Source organism: uncultured Chitinophaga sp. (assembly GCF_902168175.1).
Lineage (GTDB): Bacteria > Bacteroidota > Bacteroidia > Chitinophagales > Chitinophagaceae > Chitinophaga.
This window is the reverse complement of record NZ_CABHOU010000101.1, coordinates 96,323-115,406: the sequence shown is the minus strand read 5'-3', so window position 1 is coordinate 115,406 and position 19,084 is coordinate 96,323. Positions and strand designations below refer to the sequence as shown.

The following is a 19,084-nucleotide window of genomic DNA, read 5'->3' as shown; positions in this document are numbered from 1 at the left end:
CCTATGAAAGTTAAACAGGCATTACTCGCAACGCTGATCACCGCCGGTGTATACACCTCGGCCGCCGCGCAAACACCAGCCGAAGACGCCCGCAAAATGGCGTTGACGGTAATGGATATCTGGAAAGACTCGCTGGTAGTAAACCCGGGGCACCCCGTGAAATGGTCGTACGACCAGGGTGTGGTACTGGAAGGTATTACGCTGCTGTGGAAGAATACAGGCAACGGCGAATACTTTAAGTACATCCAGAAAAGTATGGACCACTACGTTGACAAAGAAGGCAACGTAAGGTGGTACAAAGAATCGGAGTACAATATCGATCATATAAAAAACGCACGTATCCTGCTTACACTTTACAAAGTAACGGGGCAGGAAAAGTATAAGCTGGCAGCGGATAAATTCCGTAACCAGTTGCGTAATCACCCGCGTACGAAAGAGGGCGGCTTTTGGCACAAACAGCGTTATCCCTGGCAAATGTGGCTGGATGGCCTGTATATGGGCGAACCTTTTTACGCTGAGTATGCAGACCTCTTCCACGAAACGGGTGCGTTTAACGACATCACCCGCCAGTTTGTACTGATGGAAGTACATTCCCGCGATAGCAAAACGGGCCTGTTGTACCACGGTTACGACGAATCGCGCGAGCAGCGCTGGGCGGATAAAACCACTGGCCGCTCCCCGCACTTCTGGGGCCGTGCTATGGGTTGGTATGGTATGGGACTGGTAGATGCGCTGGAGTATTTTCCGGCCAAACACCCGGGCCGCGATAGCCTCATCGCCATCCTGAACCGCTTCGCTTCCGTAGTGGCTAAATACCAGGACAAAAAGAGCGGCGCCTGGTTCCAGATCCTCGATAGCGCCAGTGCTAAAGGCAACTATCTCGAAGCATCTGCTACCTCGATGTTTGTATACGCTATCGCAAAAGGTGTGCGCAAAGGTTATTTGCCTGCCAGTTATTTAAACACTGCTGCCAAAGGTTATAAAGGTATACAGGAACAGTTCCTGGAAGCAACGCCTAAAGGCGGCTGGAACCTGAAAGGCACGGTAAGTGTGGCGGGTCTTGGCGGCGATCCTTACCGCGACGGCAGTTATGCTTATTACCTGAGCGAAAAAGTAATCGTGAACGATGCGAAAGGTGTGGGCGCTTTCCTGCTGGCTGCCGGCGAAATGTCTATTGCCAACAGTCAGGCAAACGGTAAAGGGCTTACCGTGGTACTTGATCAGCATTACAACAACGAATGGAAGAAAGATATAACCGGCGCACAGGTGCGTACGCATTATGTGTGGAATGAATTATCGAACGGCGGTTACTCGCTTTGGGGACACATCTTCAATAAACAAGGCGTAAAAACTGATACGCTTTCTGCAGCACCAACCGCCTCCAGTCTTTCTAAAGCCAATATCTATATCATTGCCGATCCTGACACGGAAAAGGAAACGGCTGCACCAAACCATGTAACCGATAAAGATGCAGATGCCGTATACAACTGGGTAAAAGCCGGTGGTGTACTGGTACTCATGCAAAACGATTCCGGTAACGCGGAAATCAAAGGTTTTAACCGCCTGAGCCAGCGTTTTGGTATCACTTTTAATGAAAACAGTATTCATCGCGTAAAGGGCAGCAACTATGAAGAAGGTAAAGTAACGGTGCCTGCTGGTAATAAAGTGTTCAGCAAAGCGCGTTCCCTGTACATCAAGGAATTATCCACCCTCGACCTGAAAGCGCCCGCCACGCCGCTGATTACGGAGAATAAGGATGTGATCATGGCTACCGCGCAGGTAGGCAAAGGTGCTGTGTTTGCCGTGGGCGATCCATGGTTTTACAATGAATATCTCGACGGAAGAAAACTTCCGGCTACATATGAAAACTACCAGGCGGCCTCCGACCTTGTAAATTGGTTGATCAAAGAAGCGAAAAGTAAGTAAACAACATGATGCATCTGTCTAAATCACAACTGCCTGGTACAAAAGCGCTACCGGAAAAAGTGCTGCAGTTCGGCACCGGTGTACTGTTACGCGGACTGCCCGATTATTTTATAGATAAAGCGAATAAGGCCGGTATATTCAACGGCAGGGTAGTAGTAGTAAAATCTACGGCACAGGGCGATACGAGCGCTTTTGAAAAGCAGGACGGCCTGTACACACTGTGCGTACGAGGTATAGAAAATGGAAGAAAGATCGAAGAAGATATCGTGAATGCGTCCATCAGCAGGGTGCTTTCGGCTGCCAGCGACTGGCAGGCTATCCTGCAATGCGCCGCTAATCCGGAAATGGAACTGGTGATATCTAATACCACTGAAGTAGGCATCAGTCTGGTGGAAGATAATGTGCATGGCACACCGCCGGTTTCGTTCCCGGGCAAACTGCTGGCCTTTTTACTGGCGCGGTACGAACACTTCAAAGGTGCGGCAGATAAGGGGATGGTGATCGTGCCTACAGAACTGCTGCCTGATAATGGCCGCAAACTGAAAGAGATCGTTGTGCAACTGGCGCGTAATAATAAACTCAGCGAAGATTTTATACAATGGCTGTTACAGCATAATCACTTCTGTAACTCGCTGGTGGATCGTATTGTGCCGGGTAAACTGCCTGCAGCTATGCAATCGGTTACGGAAGAAGCTTTGGGGTATAAAGATGAACTGATGATCATGTCAGAGGTATATCGCCTTTGGGCTATCGAATCTTCCTCAGAAAAAGTGAAAAAGGTATTGTCTTTTAGTGAGGCCGATAGTGGTGTGGTGATAGCGCCGGACATCAATGTGTTCCGCGAGTTAAAACTGCGGCTGCTGAATGGTACGCATACGCTTACCTGCGGACTGGCCCTGCTGGCTGGTTTCGATACGGTAAAAGAGGCTATGGAAGATGAGTCGATGAGCAACTGTATAGAAGCGATGATGATGCAGGAAATTGCGCCTGCCATCACAGACATTTATATCCGTGAAGACGCCGCCTGGCGCTTTGCGCACAGTGTACTCGACCGCTTCCGCAATCCGCATCTTGAGCATCGCTGGTTAAGTATTACGATGCAGTACACCTCGAAAATGAAGATGAGAGATGTGCCCATCCTGTTACGCCATTATCAGCGTACCCAGGAAGTGCCGGCTATGATGGCGCTGGGCTTCGCTGCCTACCTGCTGTTTATGCGCAGCGAACGTACTGCGGATGGTCGTTATGAGGGCACTGCTAACGGGGTGACCTATACGATTACCGATGATCAGGCGAGCTGGTTCCATGAGTCGTGGAAACGACTGGAGCCTGCAGTGCTGGTGCGTACGGCTTTAAGTAACACCACCCTTTGGGGCACTGATTTGTGTGAACTAAAAGGTTTCCCGCAGGCGGTGGCTACCATGCTGAATGGAATGATGACCCACGGTGCTGCCGCCCTGGTGAGAAAAGCGGGTGCTGAAGCCGCGCTGGCAAAATAGAAATTGAACTAAGTTTTTTATTTGATAAGTGTTTATATGATTAAGAAAAAGTTCCTGGACGAGCATTTTTTGCTGAATACGGCTACTGCACAACGTTTGTATCACGACTTTGCAAAAGAAATGCCGGTGATAGATTATCATTGTCACCTGCCACCTGCGCAGATCGCAGGCGATATTAATTTCGAGAATATTACACAGGCCTGGTTGTATGGGGATCATTATAAGTGGAGAGCGATGCGTACCAACGGTGTACATGAAAGTTACTGCACGGGCGATAAAAAGGATTGGGAGAAGTTCGAGAAGTGGGCGGCTACGGTACCTTACACACTCCGCAATCCCCTGTACCACTGGACGCACCTGGAGCTGCAACGTTACTTCGACATCGGTGAGGTATTGAACCCTTCGTCTGCCCGCAGGATTTATAATACGGCCAGCGAAAAACTGCAGGACCCGTCGTACTCTGTACGCAACCTGCTCCGAAAAATGAACGTGGCACTGGTATGTACTACCGACGATCCCGCCGATAACCTGGAGTACCACATACAAATGAAACAGGAAGGCTTCGAAATCCCGATCCTGCCTGCTTTTCGTCCGGATGCAGCCATGAATGCCGATAATCCCGTCGTATATAATAACTACCTCGATCGTTTGGAGCAGGCGGCGAATGTGTCGATCAGCAGTTATGGCGACCTGTTAAAGGCCTTGAAGTCACGGCACGACTTTTTCGCCCAGCACGGCTGCAGTGTATCCGATCATGGAATAGAAGAGATTTACGCGGAGGAATTTACCGCTGCGGAAATAGAGCAGGCCTTCAGTAAAGTGAGAAGTGGCAAACAGCTCGACCTCACCGAACTGCGTAAGTTCAAGTCGGCTATGTTATTACAGTTGGCAGAGTGGGACTGGGAAAGGGGATGGGTGCAGCAGTACCACCTCGGCGCCCTGCGCAACAACAATTCCCGCATGATGAAACTTTTAGGGCCCGACACCGGCTGGGATTCTATCGGTGACTTTTCCCAGGCGCGTGCGCTGGCTAAGTTCCTGGATAAGCTGGATAAACAGGATAAACTCACCAAAACCATCATTTACAACCTTAACCCTGCCGATAACGAGGTGCTGGCTACCATGGCAGGCAACTTCAACGACGGTTCTATTGCCGGTAAAGTGCAGTTTGGCGCGGCCTGGTGGTTCCTCGATCAGAAAGATGGCATGCTCCGCCAGATGGACGCGCTGTCTAATATGTCGCTGCTAAGCCGCTTCGTGGGTATGCTTACCGACTCACGCAGCTTCCTCTCATTCCCGCGCCACGAATACTTCCGCAGGCTGCTGTGCGACCTGTTCGGTGCCGAAATAGAAAAAGGCGAAATGCCGGACGATATTGAATGGGTGGGTAAAGTGATCCAGGATATCAGTTTCCACAATGCCAGGCAGTACTTCAACTGGCAATACCTGGAAAAAGGCGTGGAGGCAAGGTTACGCGTTTAATCAGTCGTAGTTAATACTTCATACGTACGGGCACAGGTCCGGCTATCAATGCCGGCCTGTGCTTTTTTTTATGCCGGTAGCGCCGCAAAAAATTGATCAGCAGCAGTCATTCAACACACCATCGGGATTAATATTCAGCCAAAACGATCGCATATTGTATATCTGTAATAAGCGAATAAAGTACATGTCAGTGCGGTGGTGGAACAAGATTAACAGCAATTAAGATTAGGTTCGGATTAGATTAACATTAGAAAAACATTAGAATAAGATTAGAATAACATTAGAATAAACCAATGTTAAAATACGGGTTGGATAAAGTATGATAAAGGGTTTCATAAGGATCGAGGATAGTTTTCAGGATAAACCCCGTTTACGAGAACATAGCATTCTAAAGTAATGATATTATATTAACAAAGGTAAATTCGCCGGTCTCTGGTATTCATCCAGGAAATTTTTTAAAAAAAGACAACCTTATACTTGTTTCGTACGAATTGATTCGTACCTTTAGTTTATGAAAGAGGAAAAAAGCAACAACCAGGCAGAACCGACTAAAGGAGAACTGGAAATACTCCAGGTGTTGTGGAAGCATGGTCCGGCTACGGTGCGCTTTGTAAATGATATACTGAACGTGGACCGTAACGTTATTTATACCTCCACGCTTAAAACCATGCAGATCATGACCGACAAGGGTATGCTGGGCAGGGATGAGAGCAGTATGAAACATGTATACCGCGCATTGTTGGAGGAGCAGCCTACCAAAGGCCTGCTGCTGGACAAGTTCATGGACGCCACCTTTAACGGATCGGCCAAAACGCTGCTGATGCAGCTGCTGGGCAACGGCAAAACCTCCCGCAACGAACTGGAGGAAATAAAGTCGCTGCTGAATAAAATGGAGAACGACGAAAAATAACCGCTCAATTTTATCCATATGCACACCTTGTTTTTTAATAACGAACTGGTACGCGCCATTGGCTGGACCCTCATCCACTCTCTCTGGCAGGGGTTTGCACTGGCACTTGTGGCAGGATTACTGATCCTGTTTACCCGTAAGTCGAGGCCGGCATTGCGGTACAACCTGTTCACCGTCCTGTTTTTCCTGTTTATAGCAGGTACGGCGGTTACTTTCTTCTATGTGTTGGAAAGGCCCACCCCTCTGCCAATGGTAGAGAGCCAAACAGGCATCGTGCAATGGGTATCGCCATCGGTGCAGCAGGTGCAGGCACCCGTGGAGCATATGGAGTATACACCGGCTTTTAGTACCCGCTTTAAAGCCTATTTTAACGAGCATGCGCCGCTTTTGGTAACTGGCTGGTTCATAGTGTTCATAGCAAAGCTGTTATGGCTGCTATCGGGCCTTATTTACATTCAGCGTGTACGCAATTATAAAACCTTTACCCCGGAGGAGCACTGGGCGTTGAAGGTAGCGGAACTGGCGGAAAGGATCGGGTTAAGCATGAAAGTGCGTCTGTTGGAATCGGGTATGGTAAAAGTACCCGCCGTTACAGGCATACTGAAACCCCTGATCCTGATGCCTGTGGGTTTGCTGGCCAGCCTGCCGCCGGAGCAGGTCGAGGCCGTGCTGCTGCACGAACTGGCACATATCCGCCGCCGCGATTTTATTGTTAATCTTTTCCAGCACTTTGCGGAAACGATCTTCTTCTTTAATCCAGCTTTACTTTGGATCTCAGCACGCATACGGGAAGAAAGGGAGCATTGCTGCGATGATATGGCCATCACTGTCATGCAAAGCAAAACCGGCTACGTAAAGGCTATCGTATCCTTCATGGAATTTAATATCGATGCCCGCAATAAGTACGCCCTGGCTTTCCCGGGTAGTAAAAAACACCAGCTGCTGGACCGTGTAAAGCGTATTGTTCAAAACAGTAACAAAACACTCAACATGGCTGAAAAATCTTTCCTGCTCCTCTGCCTTAGTATTACTGGCATTATAGGACTGGTGTACTCGCAATCAGATAAACTGGTCAATTCTAATACAGAAAAAAATGCACCGCCGCCGAAGGTTAAAGACGGTAGCGCCGACAGTTCCCTTTACCGCAAGGCATTCGGAAAACTCGCCGGCGATGTGGTATCCGATAGCCCGCTCTTATCGTCGGATGTAGCACTGGCTGAACAGGCAGACACCATCACGCCTAAATCCTATGGCGAACTTTATACCGATCCTACATCAATAAGCGAAGGAACTACTTTGCAGTTCCAGGAAAACCGTAATGGATGGGCCTACAACATCTATCTATTTAAAAGGAATAGCAAACTTTACCAGGTAGAGGCTTATTCGCCTTACAATATAGCCCGTATTAAAGTGGACGGTAAAGTGGTGTACAAAACCGGCGACGCGGCGGCCGTGAAGGCGAAATATCAAGATGTACTCACTACCTGGAAGCAGGCTTACAAAGTGCCAGATACTGCGGTGGTGGGTAACTACGACGGCCAGTACGAACCCAGGGAGGACAATGTCTTGGGAACGGCGCCGGTATTTTACAGAGGCGGCAATCTAACTGGTGTTATTAAGCATGAAATGGAAAGCACTAAGTTCGAAGTCGACATCAAAAATAACCAGGCCACTGGTCTTACAATTAACGGTCGGAGGGTGCCTGATGAAGATTTCGTATCTACCTACCCCCTGGTGCGTGAAATATTTAAGGATATTGACAAGGGCAGGAATGTAAATATTGCGAATGCGCAGCGTAATGTGGTGGTTAACGCAAACGCTAATTCATCTGTAGTGGCTAATGTTCAGCATAACACAGCGGTGGTGAATTCGGGTAACATATCAGTAGCCACATCCACCACTGTGGATACCGGGAGAAAAGAAGTACACACCGTAACAAGTACTTCAAAATATGCACCTGTCGCTGTTATGGCACCGCCAACCCCGCCCGGCTACCAAAGTAAACCCTTTCCAACTCCACCAACGCCTCCATTATACAATTCCACGGGCGCTAATTCGGTAAGGGAAAAAATCTTAACGGATATGGTAAAGGACGGGTTCATCAAATCCACGGAGGATGATGTGAAATTTGTGCTGACCAATAAAGAGTTTAAGGTAAACGATAAAGCAATTACCGGTGAGATGTTTAAACGGTACCAAAAATTGTATATTACATCACCCTCGAATGCCTATATTTATACCAAAGACGGTAATTCCAGGCATTCCGACATATACGTAGAGTAACCCTTTCCATCTGCAGCATAATAACCAGTTTATTCACGAAAAGGTGAACCGGGAAAGGTATGCCTGTTATTAAAATTTTGTAGAGATGAAAATTATTTATCGCCTGCCACTGCTGGTGCTGGCCCTGTTACCCCTTTGCCTGTATGCGCAGCACATTGCTCCTGTTAGCGGCTTTATACAGGATAAAACCGGGAGGCCAATTGCAGGTGCTGCTATCAGCATTATGAATGAGAGAGATTCATTGCTTAAAATAGCAGTGGCAGGCGATAAAGGAGACTTCATTTTTCAACAGCCGTATCCTGCCAAATACCGCCTCGCCGTTTCCGCCATTGGCTTTGAGCAGTATCGCAGTGATACGTTTAGCGTAAGCGGGCCGGTGCAGTTGCCTGTAATACAGCTGCTGCCCGCCGCTACGCAATTAAAAGATGTAACGATCACCAGTCAGAAACCTTTCATCGAAAACAAGATCGACCGCATGATCGTGAATGTGGATGCGCTGATTTCGAATGCGGGTACGAACGCACTGGAAGTGCTGGAAAAATCGCCGGGCGTAACGGTAGACCAGGAAGGCAATATCAGCCTGCGCGGCAAATCGGGCGTGGTGATTTATATTGATGATAAACCCACTTATATGTCGGGTGCCGACCTGGCAGGTTATCTCCGGTCGTTACCATCCGGTACACTGGAAGCTATTGAGCTGATACCCATTCCACCGGCGCGTTATGACGCAGCAGGCAATGCGGGTGTGATCAATATAAGGACGAAGAAGCTGAAACAGCGTGGGTTTAACGGGAACCTGTCTACCGGTTGCCAACAGGGCCGCTATCCTAAAACGTATAACAGTCTTAACCTGAACGTGCGTAACAATGCGTTCAGCTTCTTTGCCAATGCGGGTTTCAATCACGCCCGGCAATACAACGACCTGGAAATAAATCGTAGTTATTTTGAACAGGATGGTACATTGTCTTCTTCATTTAAGCAGCAGAACTTCCTGCGGATGAAGAATTCAGCGCCATCGTTGAGAACAGGCGTAGATTATTATATGGACAAGAACACCACGATGGGCGTACAGCTAAACGGTACGTTCCGGCGTAACCTTCGCCTGGGCGACAACGACAGTTATCTCTCGAACAATGCGGGAACACTGGACTCGCTGGTAACGGCTGATAATACATCGCGCTCCAGTAACGATCGGTTGGCCGCCAATGTATACTACAGGAAAAAATTAGGGCAAACAGGACGTGAATTGCAGGTAGACCTGGATTACATCAACAACAATTCTTTCTCTACCCAATACTCATACAATAAAGCTTTCCTGGCCAATGGTACCCCCAGCTCGGCAGACGATCTCAGGGGCGAACTGCCATCTTACATCAATATTTATGCGGCTAAGGCCGACTACTCGCAGCCTTTACCACTGGCGATTAAGATGGACGGAGGACTTAAAACATCTTACATCACCACTGATAATAAAGCCACTTACTGGCGTACCATCAATAATGTAACGGGTTTGGATTACGATATCAGTAATCACTTCCGCTACCGTGAAAACATTAACGCTGCCTATATCAACTTCGCCCGCGAAGGCAAACGTATTTCCTCGCAACTGGGCCTGCGACTCGAGAATACGATCATGAACGGCCATCAGCTCGGTAATGCGGAGAAGCCGGATTCCGCGTTCAAACGCAGTTATACGCAACTTTTCCCCACCTTTTACATCAACTATAAATTAGATTCCGCTAATGTGAACCAGTTTACGCTTGCGTACAGCAAACGTATACGTCGCCCGGACTTCAATGATCTTAACCCATTCGTTTCGCCCCTGGATAAATTCATGTTATACGTAGGTAACCCTTACCTGCAGCCTGTTATCAGTAATGCCCTCGACCTTACCTATGTGTTTAAAGAAATACTTACGATCAACGCCAATTATACCCATAACAATGGTGAGATAGGAGAAACGATAGAGGCGCGGGATAATAAATTCTTCAGTCGTCCGGGTAATGTAGGTAAAAGCGATTATGTGTCGCTGTTTGCTTACATCAATTACCGCTACCAGTGGTTTACATTAATGTTTAACGGTGGAGCGGAGTATGCATGGTTCAAAGGGATGTTGTACGATAGAGAACTGGATACGGAGGGGCTCGTACACCTCGGCAATCTTACCACGCAATTCAATCTCGGCAAAGGATGGGACCTTGAATTAACCGCCAACTACCAGTCGCAATTGACCACCATGCAATTTGTGCTCGGCGGTTACTGGTCTGCCGGCGGCGCTATCCGTAAAAAGATACTCAAAGACAAAGGTGCCATACGCCTGACCGTGCAGGATGCATTCCATACCCGCCTTAACTACGGAGATATCAACCATCTTCAAAATGCTACCGGCAGCTATCGTAATCAATACGATACACAGGTGGCAGGCCTCACTTTTACTTACAATTTCGGCAAGTCCTTTGAAACACGCAAGAGAAGTTCGGGTAGCGCAGAGCAGGAGCAGGAGAGGATAAGGTAGGCGGATCAACAGAACGTTGCATGGCCGGCACTCTCACGCCGTCATGGAGACAACCTTGTGTATAGTCTTCGTACCAGAATCCTTGTGTGCCCGCGTTAGCGGGCATCACTGAGACCGCCATGGCGAGGAACGAAGCCATCCTCGTGCGCAGTTTCCGCACCAGTAAAAAGTCTTGCATAAGGCAACGCTTCCGTACGAAACCGATGCGTATTGCTATAATCCAATGGTCACGTACACAGTGCGTATCTCGAGCGAAGACTGCGCACGAGTGAGAGAGAGGCGGGCTGTATCAACGAAGCAATGCCCACCGAGGCATCATGACAGGTTGAAGCATACCATTTATACAAAAGTCTATAAACTTGGTGGGATAACTTGGTTATTTAGATTTGTGTCGATACATTTGCATTGTATTAACAGATTGCATACCCTCTGTTGGGTATATAGCCAAGGGATCAACTGGTAATGATAAAGGTGTGCCAACCTGGTAAAAAATCCGTAGATTATATAGCATAATTATTAAGATTTATGAGAAAAAGCTTCCGTACCGGCGGTATTGCGCTGGCAGTATTTTGCACTATGCCGGCGTTTGCCCAGAACAACAGTAAACTTACCAGCGCATCACCTTCACAGTTAGAACTGGAAAAGAAATTTGACGGGCTTATTGAAGCAAAACATATCGGTGAAAACATCAAACTATTTTCTGCTAAACCACACGCCATCGGGTCGGCCCAGGGCAAACTGGTGGCGGAACAGATACTCGAACAGTTTAAAAGTTACGGATGGGACGCGAAGATAGAAACCTATCATGTATTGTTCCCCACCCCCAAAGTGCGTGTGCTGGAACTTACCGCGCCCACCACTTATAAGGCATTATTAAGAGAGCCGGTACTAAAAGAGGACGGCACCTCGGGGCAGGAAGGACAATTACCTACCTATAACGCCTGGAGCGCCGATGGCGATGTAACGGCTGAACTGGTGTACGTAAACTTCGGTTTGCCGCAGGATTATGAGCAGTTGGAGAAACTGGGTGTAGATGTGAAAGGTAAGATCGTAATTGCCCGCTACGGCCGTTCATGGCGCGGTATTAAGCCGAAAATCGCACAGGAGCACGGGGCTATCGGTTGTATTATTTATGCTGATCCGAGAGAAGACGGTTTCTTCCAGGGAGAAACATATCCTAAGGGGCCGTACAAAAGCGAGTTCGGAGTACAACGTGGTTCGGTAATGGACATCGTTAAATACCCCGGCGACCCGCTTACGCCGGGTACCGCATCAACAGAAAATGCACAAAGGCTGGACCGCTTAAACGCGCCCAACCTGCTGAAAATACCGGTGTTGCCTATCAGCGCACACGACGCGAAACCTTTACTGGAAGCCCTGGCAGGGCCGGTGCCCCCGCAGGACTGGCGTGGCGCTTTCCCTTTCACCTACCATGTAGGGCCGGGTAAAGCAAAGGTGCATCTGAAAGTAGCCTTCAACTGGGATATTAAACCGGCCTATAACGTAATTGCTACGCTCAAAGGCTCGCTGTATCCCGACCAGTGGGTTATTCGTGGTAACCACCACGATGCCTGGGTGAACGGTGCTGCCGATCCGGTGAGTGGTTTAGCATCCTTACTGGAAGAAGCGAAAGCGATCGGAGTGTTGAAGAAAGCCGGTCATGATTTTAAACGCACACTCGTTTATTGCGCATGGGATGGCGAAGAACCAGGACTGCTGGGCTCTACCGAATGGGTAGAAGATCACCAGGCGGAACTGCAGCAGAAAACAGTAGCGTATATCAATACAGACGGTAACGGCCGTGGTTTCCTGGAGGCAGGCGGTTCACATGCACTGGAAGGACTGGTAGGCGATATCGCCAAACAGGTAACGGACCCGCAAACGAAAGTGAGCGTATGGGAACGCAGTAAAGCGGATGCCATCGCAACATCTGCATCTGCAAAAACGAAAAAAGAACTGCTGGCCCGCGAAGGTTTTAAGCTCAGTGCATTAGGCTCCGGGTCGGATTACTCTACCTTCCTGCAACACGCAGGTATACCGGTACTGAACCTGGCTTTTGGCGGGGAAGATGTGGCTGGTGAATATCATTCTATCTACGATTCATACGATCTGTTCATACGGTTTAAAGATCCGGGATTTGCTTATGGCGTCACGTTATCGCAGGTAGCCGGCCGTTCGGCCATCCGCCTGGCAGATGCTGAATTACTGCCTTTCGATTTCAGGAAACTGCAAAAGACGATCAGCGGATATGTAACCGACTTAACAACAGCGCTGGAGCAGGAGCGGGAGAATACGCAGGTAGAGAATCAACTGGTAAACAGTGGGATTTACGTACTGGCTGCCGATCCTAATGAAAAACAGGCCCTGCCGAAAGCGAAAGATGAAGTGCCTTATATCGACTTCTCGCCCGTACAAAATGCCCTGGCATCGTTAGATAAAGCGGCGAACCGTTTGGCAGACACGCTGGCGAAAGCGGGTACAACGCCTGCCATTAACAAGGCGCTTTACCAGGCAGAGCAACAATTGCTGACCACACAGGGTTTGCCAAGGCGGGACTGGTATAAACATACGATCTATGCACCGGGTTTTTATACCGGTTATGGCGTGAAAACGCTGCCTGGCATTCGTGAAGCGATAGAGCAGCGTAACTGGAAGGAAGCGGCGGAGCAGATCGATATAGCGGCAGGTGCTATCAACAAATTAACAGCCTATCTCAACAATATTTTACCATAAAAAAAGAGTAACAACAGCCTCAGCGAAAAACCTGTAAGACATCACTTAACGACAAAAAAAGGGCGGCGAACAGCCGCACGGGAATCTATTGCCTATAAAATCAACTACAATGAGAACATTTACTTATCTATTCACTTTGCTGTTAGTCGGTAATGCCGCCATAGCGCAGGAAAAGCGCGTAAGTGGCACCGTACGGTCGGCGGATAATACACCGTTGCCAGGCGTATCGGTACAGGTGAAAGGCACCAGTCGTGGCGCTGCTACAGACGCCAACGGCCGTTACAGCCTTGCGCTGCAACCGGGCGAAACTACCCTGGTATTCAGCTACACCGGCCAGCAAACACAGGAAACGCGTGTGAACGATACGCTGCTCAATATCACACTCAACGCATCTAACAAGACGCTGAATGAAGTACTGGTGGTAGCGTATGGCACTGCTAATAAACTTTCTTATACCGGCTCCGCATCCACCGTTAGCGCAAAAGAAATTGAGCGCCAGCAGGTGAGCAGCATCAGCCGGGCCTTACAGGGCACGGTGCCTGGTGTTCAGTCGGTTTCGTCTGCAGGCCAGCCGGGTAGCAATGCTACGATCCGCATCCGCGGTATCGGTTCTATCAACGCTTCCAGCGATCCGCTGTATGTAGTGGATGGTGTGCCTTTCTCGGGTAATATCAACGTGATCAATCCTGCCGATATACAATCGATCAGTGTATTGAAAGATGCTGCGGCGAGTGCGTTATACGGCTCGCGCGGCGCGAATGGGGTGATCATCGTTACCACCAAACAGGGACGCTTTAATGCAAAAGCTACCGTAACGGTGAATGCCAGCACCGGCTGGTCTACCCGCGCGGTAGACGACTACTCGAAAGTGAGCACTGCGGAATATTTTGAGCTGCAGTGGGAAGCGTTGCGTAACAAACAACTGGATAACGGCCGTACCGCCGAACAGGCCGCACAATATGCTACTGATAACGTGGTGAACACGCTTAAGATCAATCCATATGGTCCTTCGGTGGCAAAACCTGTTGGTCTCGATGGTAAACTGGTTGCAGGCGCTACGCCGCTGTGGAACGACGACTGGACGGAATCTACCGCCCGTACCGGCATCCGCAAACAGTTGGACCTGAACGTAAGCGGCGGTACGGAAAACTCTAAATACTTTGTATCTGCCGGTTACCTTGATGATAAAGGATTTATCATCGGCTCCGGATTTACGCGTTATAATGCACGTGTAAACTACAATACCAAAGTAAACCGCTGGTTCGAAGCGGGCGTTAACTTTGCGGCCACTTCTGCCGTGCAGGACGCGCCTCCGCAAGATGACAGCAACCAGGGCAACTACGCGAACTTCGGCCGTATCGTGTCTAATATCTATCCCATCTTCGAACACAATGCAGATGGTACTTTCAAGCTGGATTCTGAAGGAAAGAAGATCTATGATTTCGGTAACTACCGTCCCAGCGCTGCCGCTACCGGCAACAACCTGCTGGGTTCTTCCTTCCTGAATAAATACAATAACAAACAGGATAACCTGATATTCCGTGGTAACATCCAGCTCAACCTGCTGGAAGGGCTGAAGTTTAAAACCAGCCTGAACGCTGATTATACTAATGCTTTAAGCCATAGCTACAGCAACCCGCTGTACGGTGGCGGTGTTAGCACCCGTGGTTCGGTGAGCAAAAGCGAAGGCCGTACCCTGGCTTACACGATCAACAACTTCCTGGATTATTCCTTCAAACTGCAACAGGACCATAGCATAAATGTGCTGGCAGGGCAGGAGGTGTATGTGTATAATTCTACCTCTTTATCCGGCAGCAAAAACAACTTCGGTTTTATAGGTAAAGACGAACCTTCTGCAGCGTCGATCATCACCGGGTTTAGCGGTGGCAGCGACGAATACAAACTGGCCAGTTATCTGGCTAAAGTAGATTATAATTATGCAGATAAATATTTCCTGTCGGGCAGCTTCCGTCGCGACGGCTCTTCACGCTTTCATGAAGATTCACGCTGGGGTAACTTCTGGTCGGTAGGCGCCTCATGGACGCTTACGCAGGAAGAATGGCTGAAAAACATCGGCGGATTGGATGTATTGAAACTCCGCGCCAGCTATGGGGCACAGGGTAACGATAACCTCGGCAGCTACTACCAGTACCAGGACTTGTATTCTATATATAACAGTCTGGGTGAAGCCGGGGCTATCAGCTCCCGTCTTAAAACACCAGGTCTTAAATGGGAAACCAACCTGAACCTGAATATCGGTGCAGACGTCGCCCTGCTTGACAATCGCCTGTTGATATCTGCCGAATACTTCGAACGCCAGTCGAAAGACCTGCTGTTCCAGCGTCCGATAGCACCATCACTGGGTTATGGCTCTATCGATGATAATATCGGTGCGATGAAGAACACCGGGTTTGATTTGCAGATACAGGTAACGCCTGTGGTAACAAAAGACTTCAAATGGGACATAGGCGTAAACCTGGGTCACTATAAAAACAGGATTACCGAACTGCCGCAGAAAGAGATCATCCCAGCCAATACATCCGTGATAGGGCCCACCAAAAAACTCGTGGTAGGCAGTTCTGTATACGACTTCTTCATCCGCGAATGGGCAGGCGTAGATGCTACCACCGGTTTGCCGCAGTGGTATAAAAACGTATACGAAACAGGGCCCGACGGTCAGCAGGTAATCAAAGAAAGAACCAAGACCAGCGTATATGCACAGGCCGACCAGTACTTCGTGGGCAGCTCGCTGCCCGATGTAACGGGAGGTGTAAATACAGTGCTGAACTACAAGGGAGTTGAATTATCCGCCTTACTTGCATTTAATATTGGCGGTAAAGTACTCGACTATGACCTGGTGATGCTTACCCACAACGGCAATAATACCGGCCGTACCTGGAGCAAAGAAATTCTGGACCACTGGACGCCGGCCAATACCAATACCGACGTGCCGAGGCTCACTACCGATAATACCAACTGGAACAGTGCATCCACCCGTTTCCTGTACGACGCTACTTACGCGCGTTTGCGTAACATCGGCTTAAGTTACAGTTTACCGGCAAACCTCATTTCGCGCCTCCACCTGCAACAGTTGCGTGTGTATGGCAGGGGAGAGAACCTGTTTACTTTTTACAAACATGACGGGCTTGACCCGGAGCAGGCCGTGGATGGCGTAACGTTCTATCGTTATCCCGCCCAGAAAACGTTCTCAATTGGCCTGGACTTGTCGTTCTAACGTAATTATCTAAACGAAGAAACAATGAAAAAGACATTATACGGATTGCTGGCAGGATCGGTGCTGTTGTTCGCTTCCTGCAAAAAGGGCTGGTTCGAGACCTCGCCTTCGGGAAGTTTAACCGGCAGTGAGATTTACGCCACTACCAAAAATATAGACGCCCTGCTGAACGGCACCCTGCGTTACCTGATGGAAACCGCTACCTCGCAGGATAACCCAGGTTATGGTTCCATCCTGTTATCGCAGGAAGTAATGGGCAGCGATGCCATTGCCCGCGATGGCGTATATGGTTACCTCGCCACCTATGGCTTCACCGACCCGTTCGATAACACCACCCGTCGCGCACTGTTCTACTGGACATTCCAGTACAAGGTGATCGACAACTGTAATGGTATTATTGAGAACGTAGATAACGCCACCGGTACCGATGCCGATAAGCGTTACCTGAAAGGACAGGCCCTGGCGCTGCGTGCGTCTGTGTACCTAAACCTGGTAAGGCAATACCAGTTTACTTATGCAAAGGATAAGAACGCGAAGAGTGTTCCCATTTATACAGAACCTACAACGCCGTCGACACCCGGTAAAGCGCGTGCCACCGTACAGGAAGTGTACGACCGGGTATTGGAAGACCTGCGAACAGCCGGCCCATTGCTCGAGGGCTTTAAACGCACTGTTAAAAACCGTCCGGACCTCAACGTGGTAAATGGCCTGGCCGCCCGCGCCTTCCTGACCATGGAGAACTGGGATTCTGCCGCTGCGAGAGCTAAGCTGGCCCGTACTTCGTACCCCATCATGGAGGCGACAGAGTACAGCAAAGGCTTTAGCGACGTAACGAATGTTGAATGGATATGGGGCCATCCCCAGGCGACCGACCAGAACCTGGGTGGGGCGTCCTTCTTCGCTTATATCGACGTAACGCCAGCTACCGGTTACCGCAGCATCATGGCCGATCCTAACTTCAAAGCTATTTTTGATGATGCGGACGTACGTAAGAAATTGTTCAGGATCAATACCGATGCTACCAACGCCTTGTACGCCTGGTTACAATACACCAAGTTCGTGAATAAAGCCGACCAGTCGGGCCACATCCCGCTGATGCGTTCGTCCGAACAATTACTGATAGAGGCAGAGAGCAAGGCCCGCCTGAACCAGCTGAACGATGCAGTGATCGTATTGAACGGCCTGCGTGCCAAACGCACCCTGCCCGACCTCGATGCGGCTAATTTTACGCAGCCACAGCTGATCGAAGAAATTTTGAGAGAGAGAAGGAGAGAACTGTGGGGCGAAGGATTTGAGCTGCCCGATCTGTTGCGCCTGCAACGAGCAGTGGTACGCACCGTATCCACCGAGAAATTTACCGTGGGTACGAAAGAGGAAACTGTGAAAGGTCACCACCAGCTGAAGTTTCCTGATAAGTCAGACTTCGTGCCTAACAGTAATTACTACCTGTTTTCGATTCCTTTTAATGAGATTAACAGTAATCCGAACCTCAACTAATAATATATGAAAAAGACCTTTTTAAGCTTATTGTTGATGGGTGCCGTTATTACGGCTTCCGCACAGGGCGCCCGGCAGGCCTTTGCGCTTACCGGCACCGTAAACGGGGTAAAGAGCGGGAAAGTATACCTGCAAAAGTTCTATAACAAGATGTTTACCACGATCGATTCTGCGGTAGTGGAGAATGGCAATTTTACTTTTCAGACCAAACCCGTAGTGCCCGAGTTGTATGGCATTACGCTGAACCCCGCGAAGAGCCCGTACTTCCTGTTCCTGGAGAATAACAAGATCGAAGTAACGCTCGATACAGCTTCGTACTTCCGTAAAACCCTGGTAAAAGGTTCCGTATCGCAGGATGTATACACCGCCTGGCAGCTCGATTCAAAGGTGTCGCTGGAAGACCTGATCAAGGCGAATCCTTCGGCACTGGCCACTGCTTACATCTTTTACCGGTATTATACCTACCGCACTACGCCGGAGGAAATTGAAAAAGGCATCGCCCTGCTCGACCCTGCCCTGCACAAAACGCAGTATGTAGAAGTGCTGAAGAAACTGCCCGGCACCTTAAGGGCCGTAGAAGTGGGTAAAAAGGCCCCGGATTTCTCTATTAAGGATACCGAGGGTAAGGATGTTCATTTTGCCAGTCAGCTCGGTAAAAAGTACGTACTGCTCGATTTCTGGGCATCGTGGTGTGGCCCCTGCCGGGCAGAGAACCCAAACCTGGTACGCACGTACAACACTTTTAAAGATAAAGGCTTCGATATATTCGCCGTATCGCTCGACCGTAGCGGCGACCGGGACAAATGGTTAAAAGCGATCGCAGACGATAACCTCACCTGGAAACATGTATCAGACCTGGCCTACTGGAACTGCGAACCCGCGGCCCTCTACGGCGTACGTGCTATCCCGTCCAACCTGCTCATCGCGCCCGACGGCACTATCGTGGCCCGTAACCTGCGCGGAAAAGCACTGGACGAAAAGCTCGCAGAACTGTTGAAGTAATA

10 protein-coding genes are annotated in these 19,084 nt (G+C 49.3%); all 10 read left to right on the top strand.

Annotated elements, in window-relative coordinates; translation table 11 throughout:
* Positions 1-3 precede the first annotated feature (3 nt).
* Positions 4-1,926 (top strand): glycoside hydrolase family 88 protein, encoded by a 1,923-nt coding sequence (locus QZT80_RS24310; protein WP_295128607.1) that lies wholly within the window; start codon positions 4-6, stop codon positions 1,924-1,926.
* Positions 1,927-1,931: 5 nt separating this feature from the next.
* Positions 1,932-3,425 (top strand): tagaturonate reductase, encoded by a 1,494-nt coding sequence (locus QZT80_RS24305; protein ID WP_295128605.1) that lies wholly within the window; start codon positions 1,932-1,934, stop codon positions 3,423-3,425.
* A gap of 36 nt (positions 3,426-3,461) precedes the next feature.
* On the top strand, positions 3,462-4,907 hold the full coding sequence (gene uxaC / locus QZT80_RS24300) for a glucuronate isomerase (protein ID WP_295128603.1): 1,446 nt from the start codon (positions 3,462-3,464) through the stop codon (positions 4,905-4,907).
* Between the two features lie 511 nt (positions 4,908-5,418).
* Positions 5,419-5,817, top strand: a complete 399-nt coding sequence (locus QZT80_RS24295) for a BlaI/MecI/CopY family transcriptional regulator (protein WP_295128601.1) — start codon at positions 5,419-5,421, stop codon at positions 5,815-5,817.
* 18 nt (positions 5,818-5,835) lie between these two features.
* Positions 5,836-8,100, top strand: coding sequence for a M56 family metallopeptidase (locus QZT80_RS24290; RefSeq protein WP_295128599.1), 2,265 nt, complete (start codon positions 5,836-5,838; stop codon positions 8,098-8,100).
* 85 nt (positions 8,101-8,185) lie between these two features.
* Entirely contained in the window at positions 8,186-10,615 is a 2,430-nt protein-coding gene (locus QZT80_RS24285; protein ID WP_295128597.1) for an outer membrane beta-barrel protein, read from the top strand.
* Between the two features lie 525 nt (positions 10,616-11,140).
* Positions 11,141-13,348: a transferrin receptor-like dimerization domain-containing protein gene (locus QZT80_RS24280; RefSeq protein WP_295128595.1), complete on the top strand. Its 2,208-nt coding sequence runs from the start codon at positions 11,141-11,143 to the stop codon at positions 13,346-13,348.
* A 109-nt stretch (positions 13,349-13,457) separates the two neighbouring features.
* A complete protein-coding gene (locus tag QZT80_RS24275; RefSeq protein ID WP_295128593.1) occupies positions 13,458-16,583 on the top strand; it encodes a TonB-dependent receptor in 3,126 nt (1,041 codons plus the stop codon).
* Positions 16,584-16,607: 24 nt separating this feature from the next.
* Positions 16,608-18,080 carry a RagB/SusD family nutrient uptake outer membrane protein gene (locus QZT80_RS24270; protein ID WP_295128591.1) on the top strand — a complete coding sequence of 491 codons (1,473 nt, stop codon included), beginning with the start codon at positions 16,608-16,610 and terminating at the stop codon, positions 18,078-18,080.
* Positions 18,081-18,086: 6 nt separating this feature from the next.
* Positions 18,087-19,082, top strand: coding sequence for a TlpA disulfide reductase family protein (locus tag QZT80_RS24265; RefSeq protein ID WP_295128589.1), 996 nt, complete (start codon positions 18,087-18,089; stop codon positions 19,080-19,082).
* Positions 19,083-19,084 lie beyond the last annotated feature (2 nt).

Coding starts and splice junctions, on each gene's coding strand:
- QZT80_RS24310 (WP_295128607.1), top strand. CDS start 4: ATGAAAGTTAAACAGGCATTACTCGCAACGCTGATCACCGCCGGTGTA.
- QZT80_RS24305 (WP_295128605.1), top strand. CDS start 1,932: ATGATGCATCTGTCTAAATCACAACTGCCTGGTACAAAAGCGCTACCG.
- uxaC (WP_295128603.1), top strand. CDS start 3,462: ATGATTAAGAAAAAGTTCCTGGACGAGCATTTTTTGCTGAATACGGCT.
- QZT80_RS24295 (WP_295128601.1), top strand. CDS start 5,419: ATGAAAGAGGAAAAAAGCAACAACCAGGCAGAACCGACTAAAGGAGAA.
- QZT80_RS24290 (WP_295128599.1), top strand. CDS start 5,836: ATGCACACCTTGTTTTTTAATAACGAACTGGTACGCGCCATTGGCTGG.
- QZT80_RS24285 (WP_295128597.1), top strand. CDS start 8,186: ATGAAAATTATTTATCGCCTGCCACTGCTGGTGCTGGCCCTGTTACCC.
- QZT80_RS24280 (WP_295128595.1), top strand. CDS start 11,141: ATGAGAAAAAGCTTCCGTACCGGCGGTATTGCGCTGGCAGTATTTTGC.
- QZT80_RS24275 (WP_295128593.1), top strand. CDS start 13,458: ATGAGAACATTTACTTATCTATTCACTTTGCTGTTAGTCGGTAATGCC.
- QZT80_RS24270 (WP_295128591.1), top strand. CDS start 16,608: ATGAAAAAGACATTATACGGATTGCTGGCAGGATCGGTGCTGTTGTTC.
- QZT80_RS24265 (WP_295128589.1), top strand. CDS start 18,087: ATGAAAAAGACCTTTTTAAGCTTATTGTTGATGGGTGCCGTTATTACG.